At 69.1% G+C, this 26,560-nt stretch carries 27 protein-coding genes; 15 read left to right on the plus strand and 12 right to left on the minus strand.

The genetic code is table 11. The features are described from left to right. Window positions 1–27 precede the first annotated feature (27 nt). The 6 genes from ACSF8R_RS06790 (at window position 28) to ACSF8R_RS06815 (ending at window position 5,372) form a co-directional block, all read left to right on the plus strand. Window positions 28–867 (plus strand): exodeoxyribonuclease III, encoded by an 840-nt coding sequence (locus ACSF8R_RS06790; protein ID WP_434811107.1) that lies wholly within the window; start codon window positions 28–30, stop codon window positions 865–867. A 31-nt stretch (window positions 868–898) separates the two neighbouring features. After that, a complete protein-coding gene (locus ACSF8R_RS06795; RefSeq protein WP_434811108.1) occupies window positions 899–1,132 on the plus strand; it encodes a PLDc N-terminal domain-containing protein in 234 nt (77 codons plus the stop codon). An 81-nt stretch (window positions 1,133–1,213) separates the two neighbouring features. Further along, window positions 1,214–2,491 carry a sensor histidine kinase gene (locus ACSF8R_RS06800; RefSeq protein ID WP_434811109.1) on the plus strand — a complete coding sequence of 426 codons (1,278 nt, stop codon included), beginning with the start codon at window positions 1,214–1,216 and terminating at the stop codon, window positions 2,489–2,491. Next, window positions 2,488–3,153, plus strand: a complete 666-nt coding sequence (locus tag ACSF8R_RS06805; RefSeq protein WP_434811110.1) for a response regulator — start codon at window positions 2,488–2,490, stop codon at window positions 3,151–3,153. The genes ACSF8R_RS06800 and ACSF8R_RS06805 overlap by 4 nt, the downstream gene beginning before the upstream one ends. A gap of 246 nt (window positions 3,154–3,399) precedes the next feature. After that, window positions 3,400–4,284, plus strand: coding sequence for an ABC transporter ATP-binding protein (locus tag ACSF8R_RS06810; RefSeq protein WP_434811111.1), 885 nt, complete (start codon window positions 3,400–3,402; stop codon window positions 4,282–4,284). Beyond that, window positions 4,281–5,372 carry an ABC transporter permease gene (locus tag ACSF8R_RS06815; protein ID WP_434811112.1) on the plus strand — a complete coding sequence of 364 codons (1,092 nt, stop codon included), beginning with the start codon at window positions 4,281–4,283 and terminating at the stop codon, window positions 5,370–5,372. The genes ACSF8R_RS06810 and ACSF8R_RS06815 overlap by 4 nt, the downstream gene beginning before the upstream one ends. A gap of 105 nt (window positions 5,373–5,477) precedes the next feature. Here the strand turns inward: ACSF8R_RS06815 and rraA are convergent, their stop codons facing one another. After that, the gene (rraA, locus tag ACSF8R_RS06820; RefSeq protein WP_434811113.1) at window positions 5,478–5,945 is read right to left on the minus strand and encodes a ribonuclease E activity regulator RraA; all 468 of its coding nucleotides are present in this window, start codon (window positions 5,943–5,945) and stop codon (window positions 5,478–5,480) included. A gap of 171 nt (window positions 5,946–6,116) precedes the next feature. On the opposite strand from rraA, the gene ACSF8R_RS06825 reads away from it, so the two are divergent. Continuing rightward, window positions 6,117–6,698, plus strand: a complete 582-nt coding sequence (locus tag ACSF8R_RS06825; protein WP_434811114.1) for a nitroreductase family protein — start codon at window positions 6,117–6,119, stop codon at window positions 6,696–6,698. Between the two features lie 161 nt (window positions 6,699–6,859). Here the strand turns inward: ACSF8R_RS06825 and ACSF8R_RS06830 are convergent, their stop codons facing one another. After that, window positions 6,860–7,357, minus strand: a complete 498-nt coding sequence (locus ACSF8R_RS06830) for an ArsR/SmtB family transcription factor (RefSeq protein ID WP_434811115.1) — start codon at window positions 7,355–7,357, stop codon at window positions 6,860–6,862. 58 nt (window positions 7,358–7,415) lie between these two features. Here ACSF8R_RS06830 and ACSF8R_RS06835 point away from each other — a divergent pair, with 58 nt between their 5' ends. After that, window positions 7,416–8,723, plus strand: coding sequence for an MFS transporter (locus ACSF8R_RS06835; protein ID WP_434811116.1), 1,308 nt, complete (start codon window positions 7,416–7,418; stop codon window positions 8,721–8,723). Here ACSF8R_RS06835 and ACSF8R_RS06840 read toward each other — a convergent pair. Both ACSF8R_RS06840 and ACSF8R_RS06845 read right to left on the minus strand, forming a co-directional pair. Then, complete coding sequence (locus tag ACSF8R_RS06840; RefSeq protein ID WP_434811117.1) at window positions 8,720–10,864, minus strand: ATP-dependent Clp protease ATP-binding subunit; 2,145 nt, start codon at window positions 10,862–10,864, stop codon at window positions 8,720–8,722. The two genes, ACSF8R_RS06835 and ACSF8R_RS06840, sit on opposite strands and share 4 nt — an antisense overlap. A 90-nt stretch (window positions 10,865–10,954) precedes the next feature. Continuing rightward, the gene (locus ACSF8R_RS06845) at window positions 10,955–11,938 is read right to left on the minus strand and encodes a GlxA family transcriptional regulator (protein WP_434811118.1); all 984 of its coding nucleotides are present in this window, start codon (window positions 11,936–11,938) and stop codon (window positions 10,955–10,957) included. Between the two features lie 196 nt (window positions 11,939–12,134). Here ACSF8R_RS06845 and ACSF8R_RS06850 point away from each other — a divergent pair, with 196 nt between their 5' ends. Then, window positions 12,135–12,572 (plus strand): hypothetical protein, encoded by a 438-nt coding sequence (locus tag ACSF8R_RS06850; protein ID WP_434811119.1) that lies wholly within the window; start codon window positions 12,135–12,137, stop codon window positions 12,570–12,572. Window positions 12,573–12,581: 9 nt separating this feature from the next. Here the strand turns inward: ACSF8R_RS06850 and ACSF8R_RS06855 are convergent, their stop codons facing one another. Continuing rightward, window positions 12,582–13,682, minus strand: a complete 1,101-nt coding sequence (locus tag ACSF8R_RS06855; RefSeq protein WP_434811146.1) for a glycosyltransferase — start codon at window positions 13,680–13,682, stop codon at window positions 12,582–12,584. Window positions 13,683–13,693: 11 nt separating this feature from the next. Further along, window positions 13,694–14,905, minus strand: a complete 1,212-nt coding sequence (locus ACSF8R_RS06860) for a glycosyltransferase (protein WP_434811120.1) — start codon at window positions 14,903–14,905, stop codon at window positions 13,694–13,696. 133 nt (window positions 14,906–15,038) lie between these two features. Between ACSF8R_RS06860 and ACSF8R_RS06865 the strand changes: the two genes are divergently transcribed. Next, the gene (locus tag ACSF8R_RS06865; protein ID WP_434811121.1) at window positions 15,039–15,632 is read left to right on the plus strand and encodes a hypothetical protein; all 594 of its coding nucleotides are present in this window, start codon (window positions 15,039–15,041) and stop codon (window positions 15,630–15,632) included. A gap of 29 nt (window positions 15,633–15,661) precedes the next feature. On the opposite strand, the gene ACSF8R_RS06870 is transcribed toward ACSF8R_RS06865, so the two are convergent. Genes ACSF8R_RS06870 through dnaK form a run of 4 tightly spaced genes read right to left on the minus strand, consistent with a single transcriptional unit; the run spans window position 15,662 to window position 19,599 of the window. Next, window positions 15,662–16,102, minus strand: a complete 441-nt coding sequence (locus ACSF8R_RS06870; protein WP_434811122.1) for a heat shock protein transcriptional repressor HspR — start codon at window positions 16,100–16,102, stop codon at window positions 15,662–15,664. Then, entirely contained in the window at window positions 16,095–17,087 is a 993-nt protein-coding gene (locus ACSF8R_RS06875; RefSeq protein WP_434811123.1) for a DnaJ C-terminal domain-containing protein, read from the minus strand. Before ACSF8R_RS06875 ends, ACSF8R_RS06870 begins: the two co-directional genes overlap by 8 nt. A gap of 8 nt (window positions 17,088–17,095) precedes the next feature. Beyond that, window positions 17,096–17,728, minus strand: a complete 633-nt coding sequence (locus tag ACSF8R_RS06880; RefSeq protein WP_434811124.1) for a nucleotide exchange factor GrpE — start codon at window positions 17,726–17,728, stop codon at window positions 17,096–17,098. A gap of 2 nt (window positions 17,729–17,730) precedes the next feature. After that, window positions 17,731–19,599, minus strand: coding sequence for a molecular chaperone DnaK (gene dnaK / locus ACSF8R_RS06885; RefSeq protein ID WP_434811125.1), 1,869 nt, complete (start codon window positions 19,597–19,599; stop codon window positions 17,731–17,733). A gap of 173 nt (window positions 19,600–19,772) precedes the next feature. On the opposite strand from dnaK, the gene ACSF8R_RS06890 reads away from it, so the two are divergent. The 3 genes from ACSF8R_RS06890 (at window position 19,773) to ACSF8R_RS06900 (ending at window position 22,762) form a co-directional block, all read left to right on the plus strand. Beyond that, window positions 19,773–20,351 (plus strand): GNAT family N-acetyltransferase, encoded by a 579-nt coding sequence (locus ACSF8R_RS06890; protein WP_434811126.1) that lies wholly within the window; start codon window positions 19,773–19,775, stop codon window positions 20,349–20,351. A gap of 82 nt (window positions 20,352–20,433) precedes the next feature. Then, window positions 20,434–21,825: an MFS transporter gene (locus ACSF8R_RS06895; RefSeq protein WP_434811127.1), complete on the plus strand. Its 1,392-nt coding sequence runs from the start codon at window positions 20,434–20,436 to the stop codon at window positions 21,823–21,825. A gap of 148 nt (window positions 21,826–21,973) precedes the next feature. Then, the gene (locus ACSF8R_RS06900) at window positions 21,974–22,762 is read left to right on the plus strand and encodes a hypothetical protein (protein ID WP_434811128.1); all 789 of its coding nucleotides are present in this window, start codon (window positions 21,974–21,976) and stop codon (window positions 22,760–22,762) included. Window positions 22,763–22,882: 120 nt separating this feature from the next. Here ACSF8R_RS06900 and ACSF8R_RS06905 read toward each other — a convergent pair whose 3' ends face one another. Next, window positions 22,883–23,434: a MarR family winged helix-turn-helix transcriptional regulator gene (locus ACSF8R_RS06905; RefSeq protein WP_434811129.1), complete on the minus strand. Its 552-nt coding sequence runs from the start codon at window positions 23,432–23,434 to the stop codon at window positions 22,883–22,885. Between the two features lie 115 nt (window positions 23,435–23,549). Here ACSF8R_RS06905 and ACSF8R_RS06910 point away from each other — a divergent pair, with 115 nt between their 5' ends. Further along, window positions 23,550–24,185, plus strand: a complete 636-nt coding sequence (locus tag ACSF8R_RS06910) for a MarR family winged helix-turn-helix transcriptional regulator (protein ID WP_434811130.1) — start codon at window positions 23,550–23,552, stop codon at window positions 24,183–24,185. A 148-nt stretch (window positions 24,186–24,333) separates the two neighbouring features. Here ACSF8R_RS06910 and dcd read toward each other — a convergent pair whose 3' ends face one another. Continuing rightward, on the minus strand, window positions 24,334–24,939 hold the full coding sequence (gene dcd / locus ACSF8R_RS06915) for a dCTP deaminase (protein ID WP_434811131.1): 606 nt from the start codon (window positions 24,937–24,939) through the stop codon (window positions 24,334–24,336). A 323-nt stretch (window positions 24,940–25,262) separates the two neighbouring features. On the opposite strand from dcd, the gene ACSF8R_RS06920 reads away from it, so the two are divergent. Next, window positions 25,263–26,480: a tyrosine-type recombinase/integrase gene (locus ACSF8R_RS06920; protein ID WP_434811132.1), complete on the plus strand. Its 1,218-nt coding sequence runs from the start codon at window positions 25,263–25,265 to the stop codon at window positions 26,478–26,480. Window positions 26,481–26,560 lie beyond the last annotated feature (80 nt).

The raw sequence follows: 26,560 nt of genomic DNA on the forward strand, positions 1-26,560 counted from the left end.
GTCGGCGGGGCGAAATAGGCTGGATGCATGCGTCTTGCCACCTGGAACGTGAACTCCATCCGCGCGCGCGTCGTGCGCACCGTCGACTTCGCGGTGCGCGAGCACGTCGACGTGCTGCTCATGCAGGAGATCAAGTGCAAGCCGGAGCAGTTTCCGTACGCCGAGTTCGAGGCGGCGGGCTACCACGTCGAGGCGCACGGACTGAACCAGTGGAACGGCGTCGCGATCGCCAGCCGTGAGCCGATCGAAGACCTCGAGATCGGCTTCCCCGGCATGCCCGGCTTCAGCAAGAACCCCGACGACCCGCATCCGCCGCAGGAGGCTCGCGCGATCGGCGCGACGATCGGCGGCGTCCGCGCGTGGAGCCTCTACGTGCCCAACGGTCGCTCGCTCGATGACCCGCACTACGCCTACAAGCTGGCGTGGCTGGAGGCCCTGCGCGAATACACGGCGACCACGCTGGCCGCGCAGCCCCACCTGCCCCTCGCGCTGACCGGCGACTTCAACATCGCCCCCACCGACGACGACAACGGCGACCCGACCGTCATCGAGGGCGTGACGACCCACGTCTCACCGCCCGAGCGGGCCGCGTTCCAGGCGCTCCTCGACGCGGGGCTGGCAGACACCGTCCGGCCGCTCGTGCCCACCGGCTACACGTACTGGGACTACAAGCAGCTGCGCTTCCCCCGCAACGAGGGGCTGCGCATCGACTTCATCCTCGGCTCCCCCGCGTTCGCGGATGCCGTGGCGGGTGCAGTCATCCACCGCAACGAGCGCAAGGGCGAGATCCCCAGCGACCACGTGCCGGTGATGGTCGACCTCGACCTCGACGGCGAGGACGACGACGAGCGCCCGATGATCTTCTGAGCGGCGGGACCCGCGTCGATAGGCTGACGGCATGGACACCGTGAACCCGCTGCTGCCGGCCGGATACGACATCGCCTGGTCGATCGTCGCAATCGCGATCGCGGTGTTCGCCGTGGTCGCGCTGGTGTCGCTCGCCCGGTCCGCGAAGCGCCTCACGACGCTTCAGGCGCTCGTGTGGACCCTGCTGGTGATCTTCGTTCCGCTGGTCGGCGCCGCCGCGTGGCTGTTCGTCGGCCGCCGCGCAGTCGCTCCCTCGCGCACCTGACCGCGTCACCGTCGCCCGGCCCCGATTCGATCCGCCGTGCGGGGGATGCCGGTGCCCGCCGTGCGCCGTAGCGTTGGAGCCATGTCGATAACGGATGCGGCCGTCACACGACGGCATCCCCCGACGTCCGGCCAACTGCAGGCGGACGTGTGGCTTGCGGGCGCGCTGCTGCTCGGCGCCGTGCTGAGCGCCTGGCTCGGACAGATCGCAGGCGTCTTCTACGAAGAGGAGACGCCGGGCCTCGGCTGGGCGCTGCTCTACACCGCCGGCATGACGGTGCCGTTGGCCGTGCGACGTCGCTTTCCGTGCACCGTGCTCATCGTCGTCGCGGTCGCCTACTTCGTCGCGATGAGCGCACGGGTGCCCGAGTTCTACGTCAGCCAGATCGCCCTGTTCATCGCGATGTACACCGTCGGCGCGTGGGTCGACGACCGGCGGCGCGCGACCGTCGTGCGCGTCATCGTCATCGCGGGCATGTTCGTGTGGCTGCTCGTCACGATGTTCCAGGCCGCGACCGACCCGGCGGAGGGCGCACTGTCGCAGGCCGGTGCGATGTCGCCGTTCGTCGCGTTCTCGCTCATCAACCTGCTCGTCAACGCCGCCTTCTTCGGCGGCGCCTACTACTTCGGCGAGCGCGCGTACGCGCAGGCGATCGCCCGCCTCGTCATCGAGGAGCGCACCGCTGAACTCGAACGGGAGCGCGAACTGACGGCAGCACAGGCCGTCGCGCTCGACCGGGTGCGCATCGCCCGCGAACTGCACGATGTCGTCGCCCACCACGTCTCGGCGATGGGCGTGCAGGCCGGCGCTGCCCGCACCGTGCTCGACCGTGACCCCACCGCCGCGCGCACCGCACTGGCCGGCATCGAGACGTCGGCGCGAGCGGCGATCGACGACCTGCACCACCTGCTCGACACGCTCCGCACACCGGATGCCGACACTCCCGACGACTCGACCCTGTCACTCGCGACGATCGACGACCTTGTCGCGCATGCCCGCGAGAACGGCCTCCCGACGACGCTCACGGTCGTCGGCGAACCGGTCGAAGTGCCCGCCCTCGTGCAGGTGAACCTGTATCGCATCGCGCAGGAGGCGCTCACGAACGCGCGCCGCCACGGCGGGCCCGAAGCCACCGCCGACGTGCGCCTGCGCTACGCGACCGACGCGGTCGAACTCGAAGTCACCAACACGGGACTCAACCGTGCCGGCGGTCGCCCCGGCCTGGGGCTGGTCGGCATGCGCGAGCGCGCCGCGGCATCCGGCGGCACCGTCGAGGCGGGCCCACGTCCGCGCGGCGGGTTCCTCGTGCGGGCACGAGTGCCCGTCGCCGCCGCGGCCCCGGCGGGAGCACCCGCGTGATCCGCGTGCTGCTGGTCGACGACCACGCCGTCATGCGGGCGGGGTTCCGGATGATCCTCGAGGCCGAAGACGACATCACCGTCGTCGGCGAAGCGGGCACGGGGACGGCGGCGGTGGCCGCGGCATCCGAACTGCACCCCGACGTCATCTGCATGGACGTGCAGATGCCCGACATGGACGGGCTCGAGGCGACCCGGCGCATCGTCGCCGACCCGGCCGTCGCGTCGGCCGTCGTGATCGTCACGACCTTCGACCGCGACGACTACCTGTTCCAGGGGTTGTCTGCCGGGGCGAGCGGCTTTCTGCTGAAGAACGCGGGCCCCGAAGACCTGGTCGCCGCCGTGCGAGTTGCGGCGGCGGGCGATGCCCTGCTGGCGCCCGCAGTCACGAGGCGGGTCATCGAGCGGTTCGCGGGAACGAGCGACCCCATCGGGGCTGCCGAGCCGGCGCCCCCGGCATCCGGCATCGCCGTCGACCTCACCGACCGTGAGAGCGAAGTGCTGCGCCTGCTCGCGCAGGCCTACAGCAACGGCGAGATCGCGAAGGAACTGTTCATCGGCGAGGCCACCGTGAAGACCCACGTGTCGAACCTGCTGCAGAAACTCGGCGCCCGCGACCGCGTCGCCGCCGTCGTCTACGCCCACCGCCACGGCCTCGCCTGAGGGCTGAGCCCCGGCGTGCACAACGTCGCCAATCCGGTGCGCTGAGCGGTCGAGCGGCCCGGTTCCAGGGCACCGGGCTGCGGAATGGCGACGTTGTGCACGCGACCTCGGCGTGCGTCTCCCCCGGCACCCCCGGCATCCCCCGGCATCCCTCCGACGGCGGATGCCGGGGGATCCGCCGCGGGACGGATGTGTGGCGGGCGCGGGGTTCGTAGCGTGGAGGCACGACATCCCCGAGGAGGCACCATGCTCGAGCTGACGGGCATCACGAAGAGCTACGGCGGTCGCCGCGTGCTCGACGACATCACGTTCACGGTCGCCCCCGGGCGGCTCACCGGCTTCGTCGGAGGCAACGGCGCCGGCAAGACCACCACGATGCGCATCGCGCTCGGACTGCTCAGCCGCGACGGCGGCACCGTCACGATCGACGGTGAGCCGGTCACGAGCGCCGACCGCCGCCGCTTCGGCTACATGCCCGAAGAGCGCGGGCTGTACCCGAAGATGAAGGTGCTCGAGCAGATCGTGTACCTCGCCCGCCTGCACGGATTCTCGAAGGCGGATGCCACGGTTCGCGCCCGCGCACTCCTCGAAGAGCTCGGGCTCGGCGAGCGCCTCGACGACAACGTCGAGACCCTGTCGCTCGGCAACCAGCAGCGCGCGCAGATCGCGGCATCCCTCGTGCACGATCCCGAGGTGCTCATCCTCGACGAGCCGTTCTCTGGCCTCGACCCGATCGCCGTCGAGGTGGTCGCCGGGGTCCTGCAGGCCCGCGCCGCGCAGGGCGTCGCGGTGCTGTTCTCGTCGCACCAGCTCGATGTCGTCGAGCGCCTGTGCGATGACCTCGTGATCATCGCCGGGGGCACGATCCGCGCCGCCGGCACCCGCGACGGGCTGCGAGCCGAGCACGCGCAGAACCGGTTCGAACTCGTCTCGGCAGGCGATGCCGGCTGGCTGCGTGACGTGCCCGGGGTCGAGGTGCTCGAATTCGACGGCGGCTACGCCGTGTTCGACGTCGACAGCGACGAGACCGCCCAGATCGTGCTGCGCCGTGCCATCGACGGCGGCGACGTCGCGAGCTTCGCACCGCAGCATCCGTCCCTCTCGCAGATCTTCAAGGAGGTCATCCGATGAGCACCGCACCCGCCCCGTCGTTCCTGCAGAGCGTCTGGCTCGTCTCCGAGCGCGAGATCGGCTCGAAGCTGCGCAGCAAGGCGTTCATCATCTCGTTCGCCATCCTGTTCCTGGCGGCGCTCGCCCTGGTGGTCTGGGGAGGCCTCCAGGCACGCGACACGTCGGGCACGCCCGTCGCCGTCACGGCCGACGCCGAGCAGTACGTCGCCGGTGTGCAGGGCCTCGAGGTCACCGAGGTCGGCAGCCGCGCCGACGCCGAAGCGCTCGTGCTCGCCGGCGATGTGGATGCCGCGGTCGTCGCCGACAGCGCATCGCCGCTCGGGTTCGCCGTGCTCGCCGAAGACTCCGCCCCGACATCCCTGCTGATGTCGCTCGCCGAACTGCCGCCGGTCGAAATGCTCGACCCGTCGTCGACCGACGCGATGCTGCGCTACTTCGTGGCGCTCGGCTTCGGCATCGTGTTCCTCATGTCTGCGCAGCTGTTCGGGTCGACCATCGCGCAGTCGATCGTCGAAGAGAAGCAGACCCGCGTCGTGGAGCTGCTGCTCTCGGCGATCCCGGTGCGGGCACTGCTTGCCGGAAAGGTCATCGGCAACACGATCCTCGCGATGGGGCAGATCCTCATCCTGGCGGCGATCGCCGTGGTGGGGTTGACCGTCACCGGGCAGACCGCCCTGCTCGGCGGGCTCGGGGCGCCGCTGGCGTGGTTCGCGGTGTTCTTCCTGCTCGGGTTCGTGCTGCTGGCGGCGATGTTCGCCGCCGCGGCCGCGATGGTCTCGCGGCAGGAAGACATCGGATCGACCACGACACCGCTGATCTTCCTCATCATGGCGCCGTACTTCTTGGTCATCTTCTTCAACGACAACCCGCTCGTGATGACGATCATGTCGTACGTGCCGTTCTCGGCGCCGGTCGGGATGCCGATGCGCCTGTTCCTCGGCGAGGCGCAGTGGTGGGAGCCGCTGCTCTCGCTGCTGATCCTGGCCGCGACGTGCGTCGCCGCGATCGTGGTCGGGGCGAAGATCTACGAGAATTCGCTGCTGCGCATGGGCGCCCGGGTCAAGCTGCGCGAGGCCCTCGCCGGCTGAACCCCGGCGTCCGCGCCTGCCCCGGCATCCGCCCGCCGAGAAACCACCCCTGCTGCGACACACGCGTGCAGGGGTGGTTTCTCACGTCGGTGTGGTTTTCGCGGCTCAGCGTTCGACGAGGATGCCGTCGGCGTCGGCCCACACATGCGCGCCGGGGCGGAACGCGACCCCGCCGATCTCGACGACGACGTCGACCTCTCCGACGCCGTCCTTCGCGCTCCTGCGGGGGTTCGACCCGAGCGCCTTCACGCCGAGCGGCAACTGCCCGATCGCCTCGCGGTCGCGGATCGCACCGTTGACGATGACGCCCGCCCAGCCGTGCTCGACGGCGGATGCCGCGATGAGGTCGCCCACGAGCGCCGACTCGAGCGACCCTCCGCCGTCGACGACGAGCACCGCACCGTCTCCCGGTGTGGCGAGCGTCTGCTTGACGAGCGCGTTGTCGCGGTGGCAGCGGATCGTGCGCACCGGCCCGTCGAACGCGACGTGTCCGCCGATGTCGTGAAATTGGATGCCGACCGAGTCCAGCTCGTCGCCGCGCTCGTCGTAGAGGTCTGCCGTCGCGATGCCCATGCGTTCACCGTACGCATGCCCGCACGCGTTGCGGACTCCGCGACGCTGCGAAGATCGGCCGGACTTCTGTGACGCAAAAGCTCGCACCGGGAACATCCGGCCACTGCATCCGGTTGCATGGATCGGGACGACGGTGTCTCGGCATTGTTCAGACACCTTGAAGGACCTCCCATGACCGATCTGCTCGACCGCACCGCACCCACCGACACCCCGATCCTCGACGTGCTCTCGCAGCGCTGGAGCACCCGCGCGTTCGATGGCGCCACCGCGATCGATGAAGACGCCCTCGCGGCAGCGCTCGAAGCGGCACGCTGGTCGCCGTCCGCGTTCAACAACCAGCCCTGGCGGTTCATCGTCGCGCGACGCGGCAGTGACGCACATGCCAAGGTCGTCGACTCGCTCGTCGCGTTCAACCAGGCCTGGGCTGCGTCCGCGGGCGCGCTCGTCGTGTTCGTCGCCGAACTCTCACGCGACGGCCGCGAGTTTCCGTCAGCGCTCTACGACCTCGGCCAGGCCGCGGCGCACTTCACCGTACAGGCCCACTCGGGCGGGCTCGCCACGCACCAGATGACCGGCTTCGACCCCGACGCCGTCGCCGCCGCATTCGGCCTTGACGGCGACCTGCGCCCCTTCACGGTCATGGCCGTCGGCGCTGCCGGCACCATCGACGACGCTCCGGTCGCCAGCCGCGACGGCGAGCGGGCACCTCGCGTGCGCCGACCGATCGTCGAGTCGGCCGTCGTCAACGCCTGACCCCGGCATCCGCCCGGCCCGCGCGCTGACCCATCCGGCGCGAACACAACTGCGGGGATCTCGCCCGACACGCCGTCGACCCATCGAGCCTGACGGCGTGTCGCGGCGGATCCCCGCAGTTGTGCACGGGGGGGCGGCGTCCGTCGGCCAGGCAGCCCGGCTCAGGCGCCGGGCGGGTTGAGGTCGGGGTGGGTGATGACCACCAGCGAGTAGGGGTCGCCGTCGGGATCGGGCGGTGCGTCCTTGTAGCGGGCGAACAGCGCCTGCACCGCCTCGTGCAGTTCGGCGCGGTGCTCGGCGTTCAGCTTGAGGCCGAGCCAGCCGAGTTCGACGTGTGCCGGGTCGGCGAGCGCGACCTGCTGGCGGACCGTCTCCATGAGCACGGCGGTGCCGTTCTCCATCGGCGCGTCCCAGGAACGCCCCGTCGCCAGGTACGGCACCTCGCGAGCGCCCTGCGCGCCGGTGCGCTCGGGCTGCGGCGCGAGGAACCCGGCATCCACGAGCGTGCGCACGTGGTGGAGCATCGTGCCGGGATTGACCTGGAGCAGGTCGGCGAGTTCTTTATTGGTGCGCGCGTCGAACCGGCACAGGCGCAGCGCCCGCATCCGCAGCGGTGAACTCAGCGCGCGGGCTGCCGCGCGTGCCTCTGCATCGTCCATGCGGCCAGCGTAGCCGACTGATTGACACTTCCCAATCGATCGGCGCATACTGATCGAGATGTCTCAATCAGTCGATGCAGCGGACGGCACGAACGGCCCCGACGGAACGGATGCCGCGGCGCCCGCCCCGTCGCTCTGGCGCGACCGCAACTTCGTCACGATGTGGGGCGGCCAGGCGCTCAGCCAGTTCGGTGCGCAGATCGTCGAGCTCGCCCTCCCGGTGCTCGCGGTGCTGCTGCTGCACGCCACCGAGGCGCAGGTCGGCTACCTCAACGCGGCCTCGATGGCGGCGTTCCTCGTCGTGGGACTCCCCGCCGGCGCGTGGATCGACCGCATGCGCAAGCGGCACGTCATGATCTGGGCCGACGCCGTGCGCGCCCTCGCGCTGACCGCGGTGCCTGCGCTGCACCTGCTCGGCATCCTCGAAATGTGGCACCTGTACGTGGTGGCGCTGATCGTCGGCATCGCGACGGTGTTCTTCGACGTGTCGTACCAGTCACTCGTGCCCTCGCTCGTGCAGCCGAAGCAGATCGCCGACGCCAACGGCAAGCTCGAGTCGACACAACAGCTCGCGGGGCTCACCGGTCCCGCGATCGCCGGCGGGCTGGTAGGACTCATCAGCGCACCGATGGCGATCCTCGCGACGGTCGGCACCTACATCGCGTCGATGATCGCGCTGCTGTCCACACGCGACCACGAAGAGCGCCGCGCCCCCGAAGACCGCGCACCACTGCACCGCGAGATCGCGGAGGGCCTGCGCTGGGTGTTCGGCAACCCGCTGCTGCGACGCATCGTGGCGACCACCGCGATCTCGAACCTCACCAGCACCCTCGTCTTCACACTGACGCCGATCTTCTTCCTGCGCATCCTCGGATTCTCGCCCGAGCTGATGGGCCTGTTGTTCTCGCTCGGCGCGGTCGGCGGACTGCTCGGCGCGATCGCAACGCCGCGGCTCGTCTCGCGGTTCGGCGAAGCCCGCCTCATCCCGCTGAGCGCGATCGGCTTCAGCCTCGCGATGGTGCCGTTCCCGCTCGCCGCGATCCTCCCGACCCCCGCCGCATTCGTCATGCTCGTGCTGCAGGGGATGCTGATGGGCTTCGGGGTGCTCGTCTACAACATCACGCAGGTGACGTTCCGCCAGCGGATCACGCCGCCGCGCCTGCTCGGGCGGATGAACGCCAGCATCCGCTTCTGCGTCTGGGGCGTCATGCCGCTCTCGGCGCTCGCCGCCGGCTGGCTCGGCACGTGGCTCGGCACGGTCCCGACCCTCTGGATCGGCACCGTCGGCGCGCTCCTGTCAGCGCTCCCCGTCGTCATCGGCCCGTTCTGGCGCCTCCGCAACCTCCCCGACGCCCGGGAGGCTTAGGTCGTGAGCACCAGCGCGGAGCCGTCCGGGGCGACGTCGACGCGCACGATGTCGCCGTCATGGATGCCGCCGGCCAGCAGCGCGCGGGCCAGGCGGTCCTGCACCTCGGTCTGGATGAGGCGGCGCAGCGGCCGGGCGCCGTAGATCGGGTCGTAGCCGCGCTCGGCAAGCCACGCCCTGGCATCCGGCGTGACGGCCAGGGTCAGCCGTCGCGACCCCAGCCGGCGCTGCAGCGCGTCGACCGACAGTTCGACGATCTGGGCGAGGTCGGCCTCCGACAGCGGCTGGAACACCACGACGTCGTCGAGCCGGTTCACGAACTCGGGGCGGAAGGCCTGCCGCACGAGCGCCAGCACCTGCTCGCGCTTGTCATCCATGGACAGGGTCGGGTCGATGAGGATCGGCGAGCCGAGGTTCGAGGTGAGGATCAGGATGACGTTCGTGAAGTCGACCGTGCGGCCCTGGCCATCGGTGAGCCGCCCGTCGTCCATGACCTGCAGCAGCACGTCGAAGACCTCGGGGTGCGCCTTCTCGACCTCGTCGAGCAGCACGACTGAGTATGGGCGACGCCGCACCGCCTCGGTGAGCTGCCCGCCCTGCTCGTAGCCGATGTACCCGGGAGGGGCGCCGACGAGCCGGGCGACGGAGTGCTTCTCGCCGTACTCGCTCATGTCGATGCGCACCATCGCGTGCTCATCGTCGAAGAGGAACTCGGCGAGCGCCTTGGCGAGCTCGGTCTTGCCGACACCGGTCGGCCCGAGGAACAGGAACGAGCCGGTGGGCCGGTGGGGGTCGCTGATGCCCGCGCGCGAACGGCGCACCGCATCCGATACGGCCCCGACCGCCTCCTTCTGCCCGATGAGGCGCTTGCCGAGCTCGGCCTCGAGGTGCAGCAGCTTCTCGGATTCGCCCTGCAGCAGTCGCCCGACGGGGATGCCGGTCCACGCCGCGATGACGGCGGCGATGTCTTCATCGGTGACCTGCTCGTTGACCATGCGCTCCTCGGCCGGGTCGGCCTCGGCGCGTTCGGCGTCGGCGACCTCCTGCTCGAGGCGCTTGATGGTCTCGTACTCGAGCTTCGACGCGCGCGCGTAGTCGGCTTCGCGCAGCGCGCGGTCGCGCTCGGTGTAGGCCTGGTCGAGCTGCTTCTTGAGCTCGCCGACCCGGTTCAGGCCGGCGCGCTCCCGCTCCCAGCGCGCCTCGAGGGCGGCCAGCTCGTCGGATGCCGCGGCCATCTGCTCGCGCAGGGCGACGAGGCGTTCCTTCGAGGCGGCATCCTTCTCCTTCTTCAGCGCGAGCTCTTCGAGCTTCATGCGGTCGACCGACCGGCGCAGCTCGTCGATCTCGACGGGGCTCGAATCGATCTCCATCTTGAGGCGGCTCATGGCCTCGTCGATCAGGTCGATCGCCTTGTCGGGCAGCTGACGGCTCGGCAGGTAGCGGTTGCTGAGCGCTGCGGCCGCGACGAGCGCACCGTCGCTGATGATGACACCATGGTGCGCCTCGTAGCGACCCTTGAGTCCGCGCAGAATCGCGACGGTGTCTTCGACGCTCGGCTCGCCGACGTACACCTGCTGGAAGCGCCGTTCGAGGGCGGCATCCTTTTCGATGAACTCTCGGTACTCGTTGAGCGTGGTCGCGCCGATGAGGCGCAGCTCACCGCGCGCGAGCATCGGCTTGAGCATGTTGGATGCAGCGACCGATCCCTCGCCACCACCCGCGCCCATGAGCACGTGCAGTTCGTCGATGAAGGTGATGATGCGACCTTCGGACTCGGTGATCTCCTTCAGCACGTTCTTGAGGCGCTCTTCGAACTGCCCCCGGTACATGGCACCGGCGACGAGCGCCGAGATGTCGAGGGTGACGAGTTCTTTGTTCTTGAGCGACTCGGCGACGTCGCCTGCGACGATGCGCTGCGCGAGGCCTTCAACGACGGCGGTCTTGCCGACGCCGGGCTCGCCGATCAGCACGGGGTTGTTCTTGGTGCGGCGGGTGAGCACCTGGCTCACGCGGCGGATCTCACTGTCGCGTCCAATGACCGGGTCGAGCTTGCCCTGCCGTGCGCGGTCGGTGAGGTTGATCCCGAACTGTTCGAGGGCGCTCTGCTGCTCCTCCTGCGCGGGTGTGGGTTGTGCGTTCATGTGTACTCCTGAAATCCATGGCGCAATTCAAACTTGAGTCGCTTGCGCTCAACTTTACCACGTCGAGGGCACGTGGCCCAGGCTCTCGCGTCACGAGGCGACGGCGTCCGGCATTCGCTCGGCGTCGGCGCACGAGAAGCGCGCGCGGTAAGCGGTGGGGGTGATGCCGAGCGACCGCGCGAAGTTCTGGCGCAGCACGGCGGCCGACCCGAATCCGCATTCGTACGCGATCGCGTCGAGGCCCAGCTCGGTCTGTTCGAGCAGCCGCTGCGCCTGGATGAGCCGTTGACGGCCGAGCCAGGCGGCGGGCGTCGTGCCGTAGTCGGCCTTGAAGCGGCGGGCAAACGTGCGCGGCGACATGTGGGCCCGTGCGGCGAGTTGGTCGACCGAGAGGTCGTCGCGGAGGTTCTCGATCATCCAGTCGGTGACGGGCGACAGCGACTGCGACACGGTGATCGGCAGGGGCCGGTCGATGAACTGCGCCTGGCCACCGTCGCGCTGCGGCGGCACCACCATGCGGCGGGCGATCTTGTTCGCGGTCTCGGCCCCGAGCTCGATGCGCAGCAGGTGGAGGCACGCATCGAGGCCCGCGGCGGTGCCCGCGCTCGTGATGATGCGGCCGTCCTGCACGTAGAGCACGTCGGGGTCGACGTCGATCTTCGGGTACATGCGCATCATGTCGGCCGCATACCGCCAGTGCGTCGTCGCGCGGCGCCCGTCGAGCACGCCGGCGGCGGCGACGACGAACGCGCCGCTGCAGACCGTCAGCACCCACGCGCCGCGTTCGACGGCTCGTCGGACGACGTCGGTGACGCGGGCGTCGACGTGCGTCCAGCCCTCGCGCGGGATCGGGGTGATGACGACGAGGTCGGCCTCGTCGGCGAAGGCGAGGTCCGCGTCGACGTTCAGCGTGAAGCCGATGTTGCTGGACACGGCGCCCGGGTCGGGCGCGACGATACGGAAATCGAAGTTCGGAATGTCTTCGTCGCTGCGATCCAGACCGAAGGCCTCACAGGCGAGCCCGAACTCGAACGGTGCGAATCCGTCCTGCACGACACAGGCGACCGTCTTCATGGCAGTTTTCCTTTGTTGAGTGACTCTCCTGCCACTCATGGCAGGATCACATCAATCGTAGCGTTACTGCCATGATCACGCTCATCTTCTTCGCAGCCCTCGCCGCGACCGCAGTCGTCTGCTCCATCGTCACCGTCGCCCGCGACGGCTACCGCCGCATCCCAACCCACCCCTGATTCGTGAGAGGCTGGGCGCCATGACGACGCCGGATGACGCCACCGCCCAGCCCGCACCGCAGCCGCCGTACGCGGGCGCGCCGGCACAGCCGGGACAGGCGCCGGAGTACCCCGGCCACTACCAGGCGCAGTCCCCTGCGGCGCCGGCCCAGTCGGATGCCCTCGCCCGCATCGGCGTGGTACTCGGACTCGTGCCGCTCGTCGTCAGCTTCGCGCTCGGGTTCATCATTCCGGCACTCGTGAGCAGCAACGGCTTCGAGGTGTACAGCCTGGTCTACGGCGTCGCCAACATCGTCTCGCTCATCTTCGGCATCGGGGCGCTCGTCCTCGGCTGGATCGCCGCCGCCCGCAAGAGCGCCAATCGGCTCTGGGCCGGCATCGCCATCGGCCTGGGCGGGGCGACGGTGCTCGGCTTCCTCGTGAACACCGTCTCCAGCCTGATCGCCTCGGCCTTCTGACGCCTTCGATCAGCGGCGCGCGAGCCCGGCCACGGCGTCGAGCAGGATGCCGGCCGACCGCGTCCAGGTGAACTGCGCGATGTGGGCCGAGCCCGCGGCGATCACGCGGGCGCGCTCGGACGGGTCGTCGAGGCTGCGCACGGCTGCGGCGAACGCTGCCGGGTCGTCGGGGTCTGCGTAGCGCGCGCCGTCACCGGCGACCTCGCGGAAGATCGGCATGTCGGTGACGACGGCGGGCACCCCGAGCGCGAGCGCTTCGGCGACCGGCAGCCCGTACCCCTCGTCGCGGCTGGCGGTGACGAGCACGGCATCGTCGGCGAGCGCCGCGGCGTACTCGGCGTCGGTGACGCCGCCGTGGAACCGCACCTCGACGCCGTGCGGCACGAGGTCTTCGAGCTCGGCACGGCGCTCGCGCGAGATGCGGCTGAGCAGGTGCAGCGTGCGGCCGGGCAGCGTCGCCATGGCGCGCACGAGCGTCGCGACGTTCTTGTAGGGCATGAACGAGCCCATGTAGACGAGGTTTCGCACCTCGCCGTCGCGCCGCACCGACACGCCGTCCGGCAGCAGGTCGGCGAGCCGCTGCGGCGCGTTGGGCACGACGACGACGGGGCGTTTCGTGAGGCGCACTTCGTCGAACTGCCGCTTGCTCTCCTCGCTCACCGTCGCGACGAGGTCGGCGGCGTTCAGCGTGAGCCGCTGCGGCACATAACTGAGGTGGAACAGCCGCCACCCGACGCGCACGTACCAGGGCAGGTCCTTCGGCGGCGTGCGGTGCCGGTAGTAGATCATGTCGTGCAGCGTCAGGATGAGGCGGTACCGGCGACCGAGTGCGCCGATCGTCTGCATCGGCGAGAACACGACGTCGGGTCGGTGCCGGTTCAGCACGAACGCCGTGAAGGGCTCCCGCACCGCAGTGGGCGCGTGGATGCAGAGCACCTCAGCGTCATCGGGCAGGAAGCGTCGCTGCGCCTCGTCGAAGATGAGGAAGGTCACCTCGACGCCGCGGCCAGCGGCATCCCGGTGCACGGCGGCGCCGAGCTCTGCCGAGTAGCGGCTGATGCCGTCGTGGAAGTCGGTGCGGATGTAGCGCGCGTCGAAGAACAGCCGCACCGGCGCCGCCGTCACGGTGCGACCGGTTCGCCCCGGTACAGCGCCTCGAAGGTGTCGAGGGTGCGGGCGATGTCGTGGATCTTCACGCCGTCGAGCGAAGCCTGCTGCATGCGCAGGTACTCGGCCGGTTCGGCGGTGAGCACGCGGCGCAGCTTGTCGGCGAGGTCGTCGGCGTCGCCCGGCTCGAACAGGTAGCCGTTCTCGCCGTCGTGCACGAGGTGCGGCAGCGCGACGGCATTGGCGGCGACGACGGGCAGGCCGGATGCCATGGCCTCCATCGTCGCGATCGACTGCAGTTCGGCGATCGACGAGATGGCGAACACGGTCGCCTTCGACAGCGTCGCGCGCAGTTCTTCTTCGGCGACGCGGCCGTGGAAGACGACCCGGTCCTGCAGGCCGAGTTGCGCGGTGAGCTGCTCGAGGTTGCGGTGCTGGTCGCCGCCGCCGACGATGTCGAACGTGACGTCGAGGTCGGCGAGCTTCGCGAGCGCGTGGAGGGTGACATCCACGTGCTTCTCGGTGGTGAGCCGGCCGACGAACAGGATGCGCTTGTCGGCCTTCTCTCCGAGCTGCGGCGTGTAGTTCGAGGCGTCGATGCCGCAGCTGATCGGGATGACCCCCGAGATGTCGATCGTGCGCTCGAGGAACTCGGCCGCCCGTCGGGTGGGCGTCGTGACGGCGCGCGACATGTCGAAGGTGCGCTTGGCGTCATCCCACGCGGCCTTCAGCATCACCTTGTCGAGCAGCGGCGGCAGCGTCGTGAAGTCGATGATGTTCTCGGCCATGACGTGGTTGGTGGCCACGACCGGGATGCCGCGCTGATTCGCGATGCGGGTGAGTCCGCGACCGATGACGATGTGCGACTGACTGTGCACGACGTCGGGCTTGATCTCGTCGAGGATGCGGCGTGCATAGTGCTTGGCACGCCACGGCAGCACGAAGCGCAGCCAGTCGTGCGGATACCAGCGGTAGCCGGGCAGTCGGTGCACCGTGACAGCCTGGCCTTCGATCGTCTCGGTGTAGACGCCGGCGGTGCGGTGGGTCACGCTCGGCGTGACGACGTGCACGTCGTGTCCTCGTTCGACGAGCCCCGCCGAGAGTCGCTCGGCGAAGCGTGCGGCACCGTTGACGTCGGGCGCGAAGGTGTCGGCGGCCATCACGACGGTCAGCGGTCGGTTCGGGGTGCGGGCATCCAGAGATTCGGGTGTCGCGGGGGGAGTCACGGTCGGTGGCTGCCCTTTCTGTGCGGCGGCGCGCCCACTCTACCCGAGCACCCTGCACGCACCCCGGAGCCCGCGGGGCGTTTGCGGTGCCCCGCGCTTCGGCGGCTGCCACGTGACCGCCTACCCTGGAATCATGCAGCGACTGACCGCAGAGGCAGACCCGAACCGTTGGGTGCCGGTGACCGGTTCGCTCGGGCTGAAGGGGCGTCGCCACCGCAAGGCCGCGATCCGCATGCTGATGTCGCAGGCGGGTGCCCTCACCGGCACGACAGGACGCCGCGGCGGCGGGTTCGCGGCATGGGCGGCGAGCCAGGTGGCGCCGCTGCTCATGCGCAAGGCCGACGGCCGCGTGCTCGCGTGGGTGTGGAAGGCCGACCCCGAACTGCTCGTCGTCATGGCACAGATCCAGCAGGCGACACCGCAGCTGCGGGCCGCGCGCGCCATGATGCCGATGGAGTACGACGACACCGAGGACTTCCGCACCGCCCACCTCGGGCTCGGCGAGAAGCTCGCGATGCCGTTGCCGCCGCAACCGAACACGCCCCCGTTCGCGACCTACACGTGGGATCGCACAACGCACCTCATCACGGTGACCGCCGTCTGCAGCGACCGTGAGCGCTTCGGCACCGCGATCGGCGCCGTCGACGAGCTCGCCCGCACGCTGCGGGTGATCGACGACGTCGCGATCTCGGGCGACGGGAACGTGCTGCGGATCGATCCGTCATAACCCCTCGACGCGAAACAGCATCCGCGCCGTCAGTCCTCGTCGTCCTCCTGCGGGGGGCGCCAGAGCACGACCTCGGTCGCGCGGCGCACGCGCGTGCCGTGGCGCAGGGTGATGACCGCTCCGCTCGCTCCGGCCGCGAACACGCGGGCGCCGCGACGGTGGTCGACCTCGTCGCGGACGCGCTGCTCGAGGTCGCGCACCTGCCGTCGCAGTGCGCGCACTTCGTCTTCGAGTTCGAGGATGCGTGCGATCGCGGGCAGGCTCATGCCGTCGGCCGACATCGCCGCGACCTGTCGCAGCTGGCGGACGTGGCGCAGGGAGTAGCGTCGCGATCCGCCGCGGGTGCGTTCGGGCACGACGAGGCCGAGGCGGTCGTACTGCCGCAGGGTCTGCGGGTGCATCTCGGCGAGGTCTGCGGCCACCGCGATCGCAAGGATCGGGGCGTCCTCGTCGACCCGCTCGTCAGCCATGGCGGGCCTTGTTCATGAGGTCGGCGCGCGGGTTCTCTTTCGGCTCGAGCTGCTGGAAGCGCTCGAGCGCTTCGCGCGCCTCGTCATCGAGGTGTGCGGGCACTGCGACCTGCACCTCGGCGAGCAAGTCGCCGGTGCCCTTCGCGGTCTGCACACCGCGGCCCTTCACACGCAGCACGCGCCCCGAAGGCGTGCCGGGTGCCACCCGCAGTCGCACGGGCTCGCCATCGAGGGTGGGCACCTCGATCGTGGCGCCGAGGGCGGCCTCGGTGAAGGTCACCGGCACGGTCACGCGCAGATTGAGGCCGTCGCGGGTGAAGACGGAGTGGGGTCTGACGGTCACGCTCACGACGATGTCTCCGGGTTCGCCGCCGTCAGGCGACGGGCGGCCGCGGCCGCGCAATTTGATCTTCTGGCCGTCCTTCACACCGGCAGGGATCTTCACCTTGAACGGCTTGCCGTCCTCGCCCTGCAGGCTGATGGTGTCGCCCTTGGTGGCAGTGACGAAGTCGATCGTTGTGCGTGCCGAGACGTCGGCGCCGCGCTGCGGACCGCCGAAGCCCCGGAATCCGCCGGTCGACTGACCGAAGCGGCCCGAGCCGAAGCCGCCGCCCTGCTGGCCGAACATCGCGAAGATGTCATCGAAGTCGGCCTGCGACGTGCCACCGCGGCCCTGACCGAAGCGGCTGAAGACGTCTTCGAACCCGCCACCGCCGCCGCCGGAACCGGGCGCCTGAAAGCGGGCACCCGATCCCATCGCGCGGATCTGGTCGTACTCTTCGCGCTGCTCACGGTCGCTGAGCACGGCGTACGCCTCACTCATCTCCTTGAACTTCGCCTCTGCGGCGGCATCCCCCGGATTCGAATCCGGGTGATACTTGCGCGCGAGCTTGCGGTATGTCTTCTTCAGGTCAGCGTCGGAGACGTCCTTGGCCACACCCAGGACCTTGTAGAAGTCCTTGTCGAACCAGTCCTGACTGGCCATGTATCCTCCTACTCCGCCGGAACGGCGACGACGACCTTCGCCGGGCGCAGTTCGATACCGCCGAGGCGGTAGCCGACTTCAACGACCTCGAGCACGGTCGCGACCTCGGTGCCGGGTGTCGGCGCCTGGAAGATCGCTTCGTGCTGCTGCGGGTCGAACGCCTCGCCGGCCTCGCCGAACGTGACGACACCCATACGCTGCACGACGCCGCGCAGCTTGTCGGCGATCGCCGCGAACGGCGTGCCGGCCTCGAGGTCGCCGTGCTTCTCCGCACGGTCGAGGTCGTCGAGCACGGGCAGCAGCCCCTTGGCAACGCCACCCTTGGCACGCTCGATCTCGGTCTCGCGCTGGTCCTCGGTGCGGCGGCGGTAGTTGGCGTACTCCGCCTGGACCCGCTTGAGGTCCAGCAGCAGGTCGTGATCCTTGGCATCCGCGTCGGCGACCGTCGCGTCGTCGGTCTGCGTGGCGCCGAGGATGTCTTCGACGGTCAGCTCTTCTTCGCTGACACCGTCGGTGTCGGCTCCGGGCACGTTGCCGTCTGCGTCCTCCTGCGGGTCGGGGTCGGAGACCTGCGCCTCCGACCCCTCCTCGCCGAGGACCTCGTCGCCATCATCGGGCTGTTCGAAGTCCTTGTTCGTCATGCTTACTTCTTCTCGTCCTCGTCGTCCACGACCTCGGCGTCGACGACATCTTCATCCGAGGATGCCGCATTCTCGCCCTCGGACGCGGGCTGCTCGCCGGCATCCGCCGACTGCTCGGCCTGCGAGGAGGCGTAGATCGCTTCGCCGAGCTTGCCCTGCGACGCGTTGAGCTTGTCGAACGCGGTCTTCACGGCCTCGTCATCCTCGCCCGCGAGCGCCGTCTTGAGTGCGTCGACGTCGGCCTGGACCTCTGTCTTGACCTCTTCGGGCAGCTTCTCGGCGTTGTCGGCGATGAGCTTCTCGATCGAGTACGAGAGGGTCTCGGCCTGGTTGCGCACCTCGGCGGCCTCGCGACGCTTCTTGTCTTCGGCGGCGTGCTCCTCGGCCTCGCGCACCATGCGCTCGATGTCCTCCTTGGGCAGCGACGAGCCGCCGGTGATCGTCATCGACTGCTCCTTGCCGGTGCCCTTGTCCTTGGCCGACACGTGCACGATGCCGTTGGCGTCGATGTCGAAGGTGACCTCGACCTGCGGAATGCCGCGCGGCGCCGGTGCGATGCCGGTCAGCTCAAACGTGCCCAGCGGCTTGTTGTCGCGCGTGAAGTCACGCTCGCCCTGGAAGACCTGGATCGCAACCGACGGCTGGTTGTCGTCGGCGGTCGTGAAGGTCTCGCTGCGCTTGGTCGGGATGGCGGTGTTGCGCTCGATGAGCTTGGTCATGATGCCGCCCTTGGTCTCGATGCCGAGGCTCAGCGGGGTGACGTCGATGAGCAGCACGTCCTTGCGCTCACCCTTGAGGACACCGGCCTGCAGGGCGGCGCCGACGGCGACGACCTCGTCAGGGTTGACACCCTTGTTGGCGTCCTTGCCGGTCTCCTTCTTGACCAGTTCGGCGACGGCGGGCATGCGGGTGGAACCACCCACGAGCACGACGTGGTCGATGTCGGCGACCTTGATGCCGGCCTCGCGGATGACGTCCTCGAACGGCTTCTTGGTGCGGTCGAGCAGGTCCTTGGTGAGGTCCTCGAACTTCGCGCGGCTCAGCGTCTCGCTCAGCGAGACGGGGCCCGAGTCGGTCAGCGAGAGGTAGGGCAGGTTGATGCTGGTGCTCGTCGAGGACGACAGCTCCTTCTTGGCCTGCTCTGCAGCCTCCTTGAGGCGCTGCAGTGCGATCTTGTCGCCCGAGACGTCGACACCGGTGGTGTCCTTGAACTGCTTGATCAAGTACTCGACGACGCGCTGGTCCCAGTCGTCACCACCGAGGCGGTTGTCACCGGCGGTGGCGCGCACCTGGATGGTCGAGAAGTCGTCGTCCTTGCCCACTTCGAGCAGCGAGACGTCGAAGGTACCGCCACCGAGGTCGAAGACGAGGATGAGCTCGTCTTCCTTGCCCTTGTCCAGGCCGTACGCGAGGGCGGCGGCGGTGGGCTCGTTGATGATGCGCAGGACGTTCAGGCCCGCGATCTCACCGGCCTCCTTGGTGGCCTGACGCTCGGCGTCGTTGAAGTACGCCGGCACCGTGATGACGGCGTCGGTGACCGTGTCACCGAGGTACTCCTCGGCGTCACGCTTGAGCTTCTGGAGGATACGCGCCGAGATCTCCTGCGGCGTGTAGGCCTTGCCGTCGATCTCCTGGGTCTTCCAGTCGGTGCCCATGTGACGCTTGACCGAGGTCAGCGTTCGGTCGACGTTGGTGACGGCCTGGCGCTTGGCGGTCTCGCCGACGAGCACCTCGCCATCCTTGGTGAAGGCGACGACCGAGGGGGTCGTGCGGAATCCTTCTGCGTTCGCGATGACCTTCGGCTCGCCGCCCTCGAGGACGGCGACGACGGAGTTCGTCGTACCGAGGTCGATACCCACTGCACGTGCCATGTGTGCTTCTCCTTCTGTGTGAGTGGAAAAATCTTCGGGATTGAGTCAGGACGACTCAACTTGTCCCGAGCTCCACGATAGACCCCGGCATCCACCCTGTCAAACCAAGTTGAGCCGACTCATATCAAGTTTTCAGGCTCGCCCCGGGTCGGCAGCCAGAGCATGATGGCGGCATGGGACTTCCGGCCGACTTCACGCGCCTCACCGGCGAGCGCGTCACACTCGATCCGCTGCGGCCGGACGACATCGACCCGCTGTTCGCCATGCAATCCGATCCAGCCGTGACCCGGTACCTCCTCTACGGGCCTCGCACCCGCGAGCAGGTCGAAGAAGTGCTCGCCCGCGATGCGCCGCGCACGCGACTCGCGGCGATCGACGACTACCTGCAGCCGGCGATCCGAGACGAGCACGGCGCCTTCGTCGGCACGATGTACCTCACGATGCACAGCATCGACGACCGCACGGCCGAGATCGGCTGGATTCTGCTGCCCGCAGCGCAAGGCAAAGGGTACGCGGCCGAGGCGGCGCGGATGCTGCTGGATTACTGCTTCGGCCCGCTCGACCTGCACAGGGTCTATGCCGAACTCGACCCGCGCAACACCGCGTCGGTCGCGCTCTGCGAACGGCTGGGGATGCGTCACGAAGGCCACTTCGTCGAGGACATGTTCCTGAAGGGCGAATGGACCGACACGGCCCGCTACGCGATCCTCGAGCGCGAATGGCGGCGCGAGCACCCCGCGCCGATAGCCTGAGCACAGCCCGCACCGGCGCGGCACGCGGCATCCATCAGGGTGCGGCACCATCCGTTCACGGAAGAGACGCAGTGTGACCGACATGTCGCAGCACGATCAGCCCGCCGCACCCGCACAGTCCGCCGACGCCCCGCCCCGCCGCCAGGTGTGGTCGTGGGCACTGTGGGACTGGGCGACGCAGCCGTTCAACTCCGTCATCCTGACGTTCGTCTTCGTCTCGCTCTACCTCGTCTCTGATGCGTTCCTGCCCGCCGAGATCGCCGCCCAGAACGCCGACGGCACCCTCACGTGTGCAACCGACGCGGATGCCGCGACCCCATACTGCCAAGGGCTCGCCGACCTCACCGAGTGGTACGGCTGGATCACGTTCGCCGCGGGCATCCTCGTGCTCGTGCTCGCCCCGGTGCTCGGACAGCGCGCCGACGCGAACGGCACGAAGAAGCGCTGGGTGGTCGGCGCGACCGCCGCGCTCGCACTCATGCAGTTCGTGCTGTTCTTCGTCTCAGCCGACCCCGCGTACTTCTGGCTCGGCGCAGCAGCAGTCGCGCTCGGATCGGTGGCGTCCGAGATCGCCGGCGTGAACTACAACGCCATGCTCGTGCAGGTCTCCACACCGAAGACCGTCGGGCGCGTCAGCGGCCTCGGTTGGGGACTCGGGTACATCGGCGGCATCCTGGCCCTCGTCATCGTCGTCGTGCTCAACCAGTTCGAGTGGTTCGGCATGGACACCTCCAACGGGCTCGCCTACCGGCTCATCGCGCTCGGCGCGGCGGTGTGGACGATCGCGTTCGCGGTGCCGTTCGTGCTGAACGTGCCCGAATCGCCGGCCCGACTCGACCGCCCCCGCGTCGGGTTCTTCGCGGGCTACGTCGTGCTGGTCAAGGATGTCGCGAAGCTGTTCCGCGAGCACCGCGCGACGGCGTGGTTCCTCATCGCGAGCGCCGTCTACCGCGACGGTCTCGCCGGCGTGTTCGCGTTCGGTGGCGTGCTCGCGGCGGTCTCGTTCGGCTTCTCGGCGACCGAGGTCATCATCTTCGGCATCGCGCTCAACCTCGTCGCCGGCGTCTCGACGATCCTCGTCGGGCGGCTCGACGACCGCTTCGGCGCACGCAACGTGATCGTGGCCGCCCTCGGCATCCTGATCGTCAGTGCGCTGTTCGTGTTCTTCTTCCGCGAAGGCGGCAAGACCGTGTTCTGGGTGGGCGGCATCATCCTGTCGGCCGCCGTCGGCCCGGCACAGGCATCCAGTCGTGCGCTGCTCGCACGACTCACCCCCGACGGCATGCAGGGCGAGATCTTCGGGCTCTACGCCACCACCGGCCGCGTGATGAGCTTCCTCTCGCCACTGTTGTGGTCGGCGCTCATCGCATGGTTCGGGGCGACGCACTACGGCATCCTCGGCATCACCCTCGTGCTGGCCGTCGGTCTCGCCCTGCTGCTGTTCGTGAAGCTGCCGAAGCACGAACAGGTCTGACGCGGCCCGTTCACACGACTGCGTCAGTTCGCGGCGACTGCGGCATCGATCGATGGCGCGGATGCCGGGGACTGGCGCAGTCACGGTATCAGCCGAGTCGGACTCCGACTCCTCTCATCGTCTGGCACAACGATTCGAGGAGGTCGCCATGACATCACGCAGGCAGCGGGTTGGGTGGAGCGGGTTGGCGATCGCCATCGCGACGGTGCTCGGCCTGGTCGCAGGAGCCACGCCGGCCAGCGCGCTCGACGGCACCACCGAATGTCAGGCGTACGCGACGAAACATCCGTATGAGACCGTGGTCTGCGCGTCCAAAGAGCCGCGCCAGACAGCCGATATCCAACCGGGCGGTGGCCTCAGCGACGCCGACAATCAGACGTCCACCGGTGGTGGGGGTGGCGGAGGCGACTACGCGAACCGCAGCAAGAGCGACAAGGCGCAGCACTGCTGGGACGTTCGACAACTGATCAAGGCCCTCCAGAAGGAACTTGCCGCGGCGGAAGCTGCGTACCCGGCAGCAGCGGCACTGGCCGACGAGACGGCGAAGACGGCGGCCGACCTGCTCGCGCAACTGCAGCAGTCGCGCGCCGAGACCATGCTTTACCGCGCGGAGAGCGACGCCGCGATCGAGGCGTACCTGTCGAGGGTTCCAGATGCCGGCACCGTCGAGCGGCCCGAGTGGGCCGAGGAGGGTGGCCGCGTCTACGTCGTACACCTCGACCTGAACGTCGAGGGTGCGTGGGTGACCTGGGAGGCGATGGCAACGGCGCGTGAAGCGCAACTTCGCCACCTCGAGGTGCTCGAGAAGTGGGGCAGCGTGGCCGGACCCGAGGCCCAGGCCGCCCAGGAGGCGCTCGAACAGTTGTCGAACACGATCCTCAACGCGCGAGCACTGCTGCCCCTGCTCGAAGCGGACCTGAAGGCCAGCGGCTGCTGAGCGGGACGCTGGTTTCACACGACTGCGCCAGTTCTCGGCGACTGCGGCATCGATCGATGGCGCGGATGCCGGAAACTGGCGCAGTCGCGGTATGACGCGCAGTCGCGGTATGACGCGCCGTCAGCGGGGCCAGTTGTCGGCGAGCTTGCCGAGCAGGCGCACGAGCTCGGCGCGTTCGTCGGGCGTGAACCCCGACAGCGCCGTCGACAGCTGATCGTGGCGTTCGCCGCGCATGCCTCGGGCGAGTGTCGCGCCGTCGTCGGTGAGCACGATGCGTGTGCGGCGCGCGTCGTCGGGGTCGGCTTCGCGGCGCACGAGACCCATCTCGACGGCGTGCTGCACGAGCTTCGAGGCACGCGGCTGGTCGACGCCGATCCGCTCCCCGAGTTCGCTGACGGTGAGGGGCTCGGATGCCGAGGCGAGCGCTTCGAGCAGCCGAACGCGCGCGGGCCCGCCGCCGCGACCGCCGGGGCCGAACGGGCCGCGACCGGCGAACGGGGGCGGTCCGGCGTGCCCGCCGTGCTCATGCGCACCGCCGTGGTGTCCACGATGGCCGCCGGGGCCCCACTGTCCAGGACCACCCATGGGCCCAGGGCCGCGTCGCCCGCGCAGCCGGGAGAGCGCGTCGTGCAGCGCATCGAGTTCTGCGGGGGTCGGTTCACGCTCGGTCACAGCATCCAATTTACATGCAACTTGACATGTGAAGGAATTACATGTCACACTGCATGTACATGTCAAGCGACATGCGATGCGGCCGAGGGGCGGTCGCACAACGAGAGGACTTCTCATGAACACCGAACACAACGACACCAACACTCCCCGCCCGCTCGGCTTCTGGCTGCGCGAGGTGGACGCCCGGCTGGCCGACGAGTTCGCGGCCGCGTTCGCCGCCGACGGCATCACCCGACGCGACTGGCGCGTGCTGAGCACGCTGGCCGGCGAGCGGACGGCACCCGGCGCCGCCGACCGGCTGCGCGGCAAGAAGCTGCGTCGCCTCGTCGAGCGCGGCTGGGTGACCGAGACCGATGGCGAGTGGCAGCTCACCGATGACGGCCGCGCCGCGGCCGAGCGCCTGTCGGCGCAGGTCGCCGGCATCCGCGCTCGCGTCGCAGGCAGCGTCTCGGACGAGGACTTCGCAACGACCCTCGCCTCACTCGAAGCGATCGCCCGCGAACTCGGCTGGGACGAGACCCCGCGCCCGCGCCGCCGCCGCGGTCCGTTCGCGCGGATCGGCGCTCCCGGCGAGCGCTTTCGCCAGGGTCGCCCGGGCTTCGGTCCGCACCACCACGATGAGCTCGACGGCCCGTGCGGACACCGTCACGGCGACCGCTTCGGCCACCGCGGACACGGGCACGGTGGGCACCGCCACGGCGGGCACACCACGCACGTGCACCACACCCACATCCACCACCACCACGCCTGACCGCTCGGCCCCGCCGTGCACAACTGCGGGAATCGGTCGTGACACGCCGTCTCCGGTCACCCCGGGGCGGCGCGTCGTGGTTTCGGCCCGCAGTTGTGCACGGCGGGCGACTGCAGCACGCCGTGCGACGACGGGCGGATGCCGGCGGTCAGGCCCCCCGAGACCCGGCATCCGTCGCGCCGACATCGGTGCGGTGGAAGTTCTGGAACGATCGCGACGCGGTCGGGCCGCGCTGGCCCTGGTAGCGGTTGCCGTAGGGGCCGCTGCCGTAGGGGTTCTCGGCCGCCGAGGAGAGCCGGAAGAAGCAGAACTGGCCGATCTTCATGCCTGGCCACAGCTTGATCGGCAGGGTCGCGACGTTCGCGAGCTCAAGGGTCACGTGTCCCGAGAAGCCGGGGTCGATGAACCCTGCGGTCGAGTGGGTGATGAGGCCGAGGCGGCCGAGCGACGACTTGCCCTCGAGGCGGGCGGCGACGTCGTCGGGCAGGCTGATCTGCTCGAAGGTGGCGCCGAGCGCGAACTCGCCGGGGTGCAGGATGAACGGTTCGTCGGGCGCGACCTCGATGAGCCGCGTCAGCTCGGGCTGATCCTCGGCGGGGTCGATGAACGGGTACTTGTGGTTGTCGAACAGTCGAAAGTACCGGTCCAGGCGCACGTCGACGCTCGAGGGCTGCACCATTGCGGCATCCCACGGGTCGAGGGCGATGCGGCCCTTGTCGATCTCGGATCGGATGTCGCGGTCGCTCAGCAGCACGCGGCCAGCTTAGTCGCGATGCCGCTCAGCCTCGATGCCGCAGCGAACGCCGGCGCGGATGTCGGCGAACGCTGCGTCTGCGGCAGAGCGCACCAGAGGGCTCTTGCCCGACATCCTTCGATGGACCGTTTGCTAAGCTGACCGAGCCGGTTCGCCGGCATGGGGCTGTAGTTCAATGGCAGAACTTCTGCTTCCCAATCACACTTATCGAGTTGAGTACGCTCCTCGATCCGCGGGATTCCGGGGTTTCGACGCCACATGGCGTGACAGGACGTGATGCCCATGTGTACACCTATGTGTACACCAAGGCGTATCCTCGGTACATGTCGAAGTCGCGTGAGCACGGGCAGGGCGCGCTCTACTGGGTCGCATCCAGGGGGATGTGGCGTGCGGTCATTGATGCGGGCTTCGATCCGGAGACGGGCAAGCGGCTACAGAAGGCGCGGATGTCGAAGTCGAAGGAGGAAGCGGTCAAGAAGCTCAACGCGATGCTGCGTGAGCGTGAAACGTACGGTCGGGTACTTGACCGGTCAGCCCGCGTCGTCGACGTCGCGGACGAGTGGCTCGCGGATGTGTCGAAGCGAGCGAAGCCGAGCACCCTGGCGAACTACCGGTCGAACGTGCGCGGGAAGATCATCCCGGTCCTTGGACGGCGTCTCGTCAGCGAGCTCACACCTACTGATGTGCGGCGTCTGCATGCCAGCATCCGGCAATCCGGTGCCGGGGATGCGAGCGTGGCAAGCGCGCACCGCACGCTCGTGACGATCCTTGAGCATGCCCGCGCGGAGCGACTCATCACCGAGAACGTTGCCATGCTCACGCCGCCGCGGCGCGCACGCGTCGGAAAGGCGCGGGCTTCACTGTCGCGCGAGGAGGCGAAAGCGCTACTGGACGCCGGTAGTGCCCGCTGGACGATGGGGTTGCTGACCGGCATGCGGAGCGGTGAGGCACGCGCATTGCGATGGTCTGATATCGATCTCGACAGTCACGCGGCGACCCTCGCGTGGTCCCTGACCGAAGCCGACTTCTCCCACGGGTGCGACAACACCTGCGGCTACAAGCGGGCAGGGCGATGCCCGCAGCGGAACATCGAGTTGTCCGACGACCTCGAATGGCACCTTCTGCGGGACCGTTACGTGCTGGTGCGGCCGAAGAACGACAAGCCGCGACAGATCCCCCTCACCAAGGTGATGGCTCAACTGCTCCTCGACTTCCGCGAAACGGACCTCACGCCGAACCCTCACGACTTGGTATGGCACCGGCCGGACGGCGCGCCACTCACCAACCAGGACGACAACAACGATCTCCGACAAACACTGAAGTCCGCCGGCATCGATCAGCCCACCGCGACGACGCACTGGCTCCGGCACTCCTATGTCACCCTCTCCGAGCACGCCGGCATCCCCTGGGCGGCATTCTCCGGTGTCAGCGGGCACAGCAGCCCCGAGGCCTCCGACCCGTATCGACACGTTCTCAGCGCAGAGGGACGTCGCGCCGTCGAGACACTCTCGACCTGGGTGTCCCGGACAGACGCAGACTGACGCGACCCCGTCTCGCGGCTCGCCACCGGCCACCATGTCAGATTTGATGAGGGCCGAATGGCCCTCGCCATTCGGACCTC

The sequence above is a fragment of the Microbacterium sp. bgisy189 genome (genome assembly GCF_965345345.1).
Classification (GTDB): domain Bacteria; phylum Actinomycetota; class Actinomycetes; order Actinomycetales; family Microbacteriaceae; genus Microbacterium.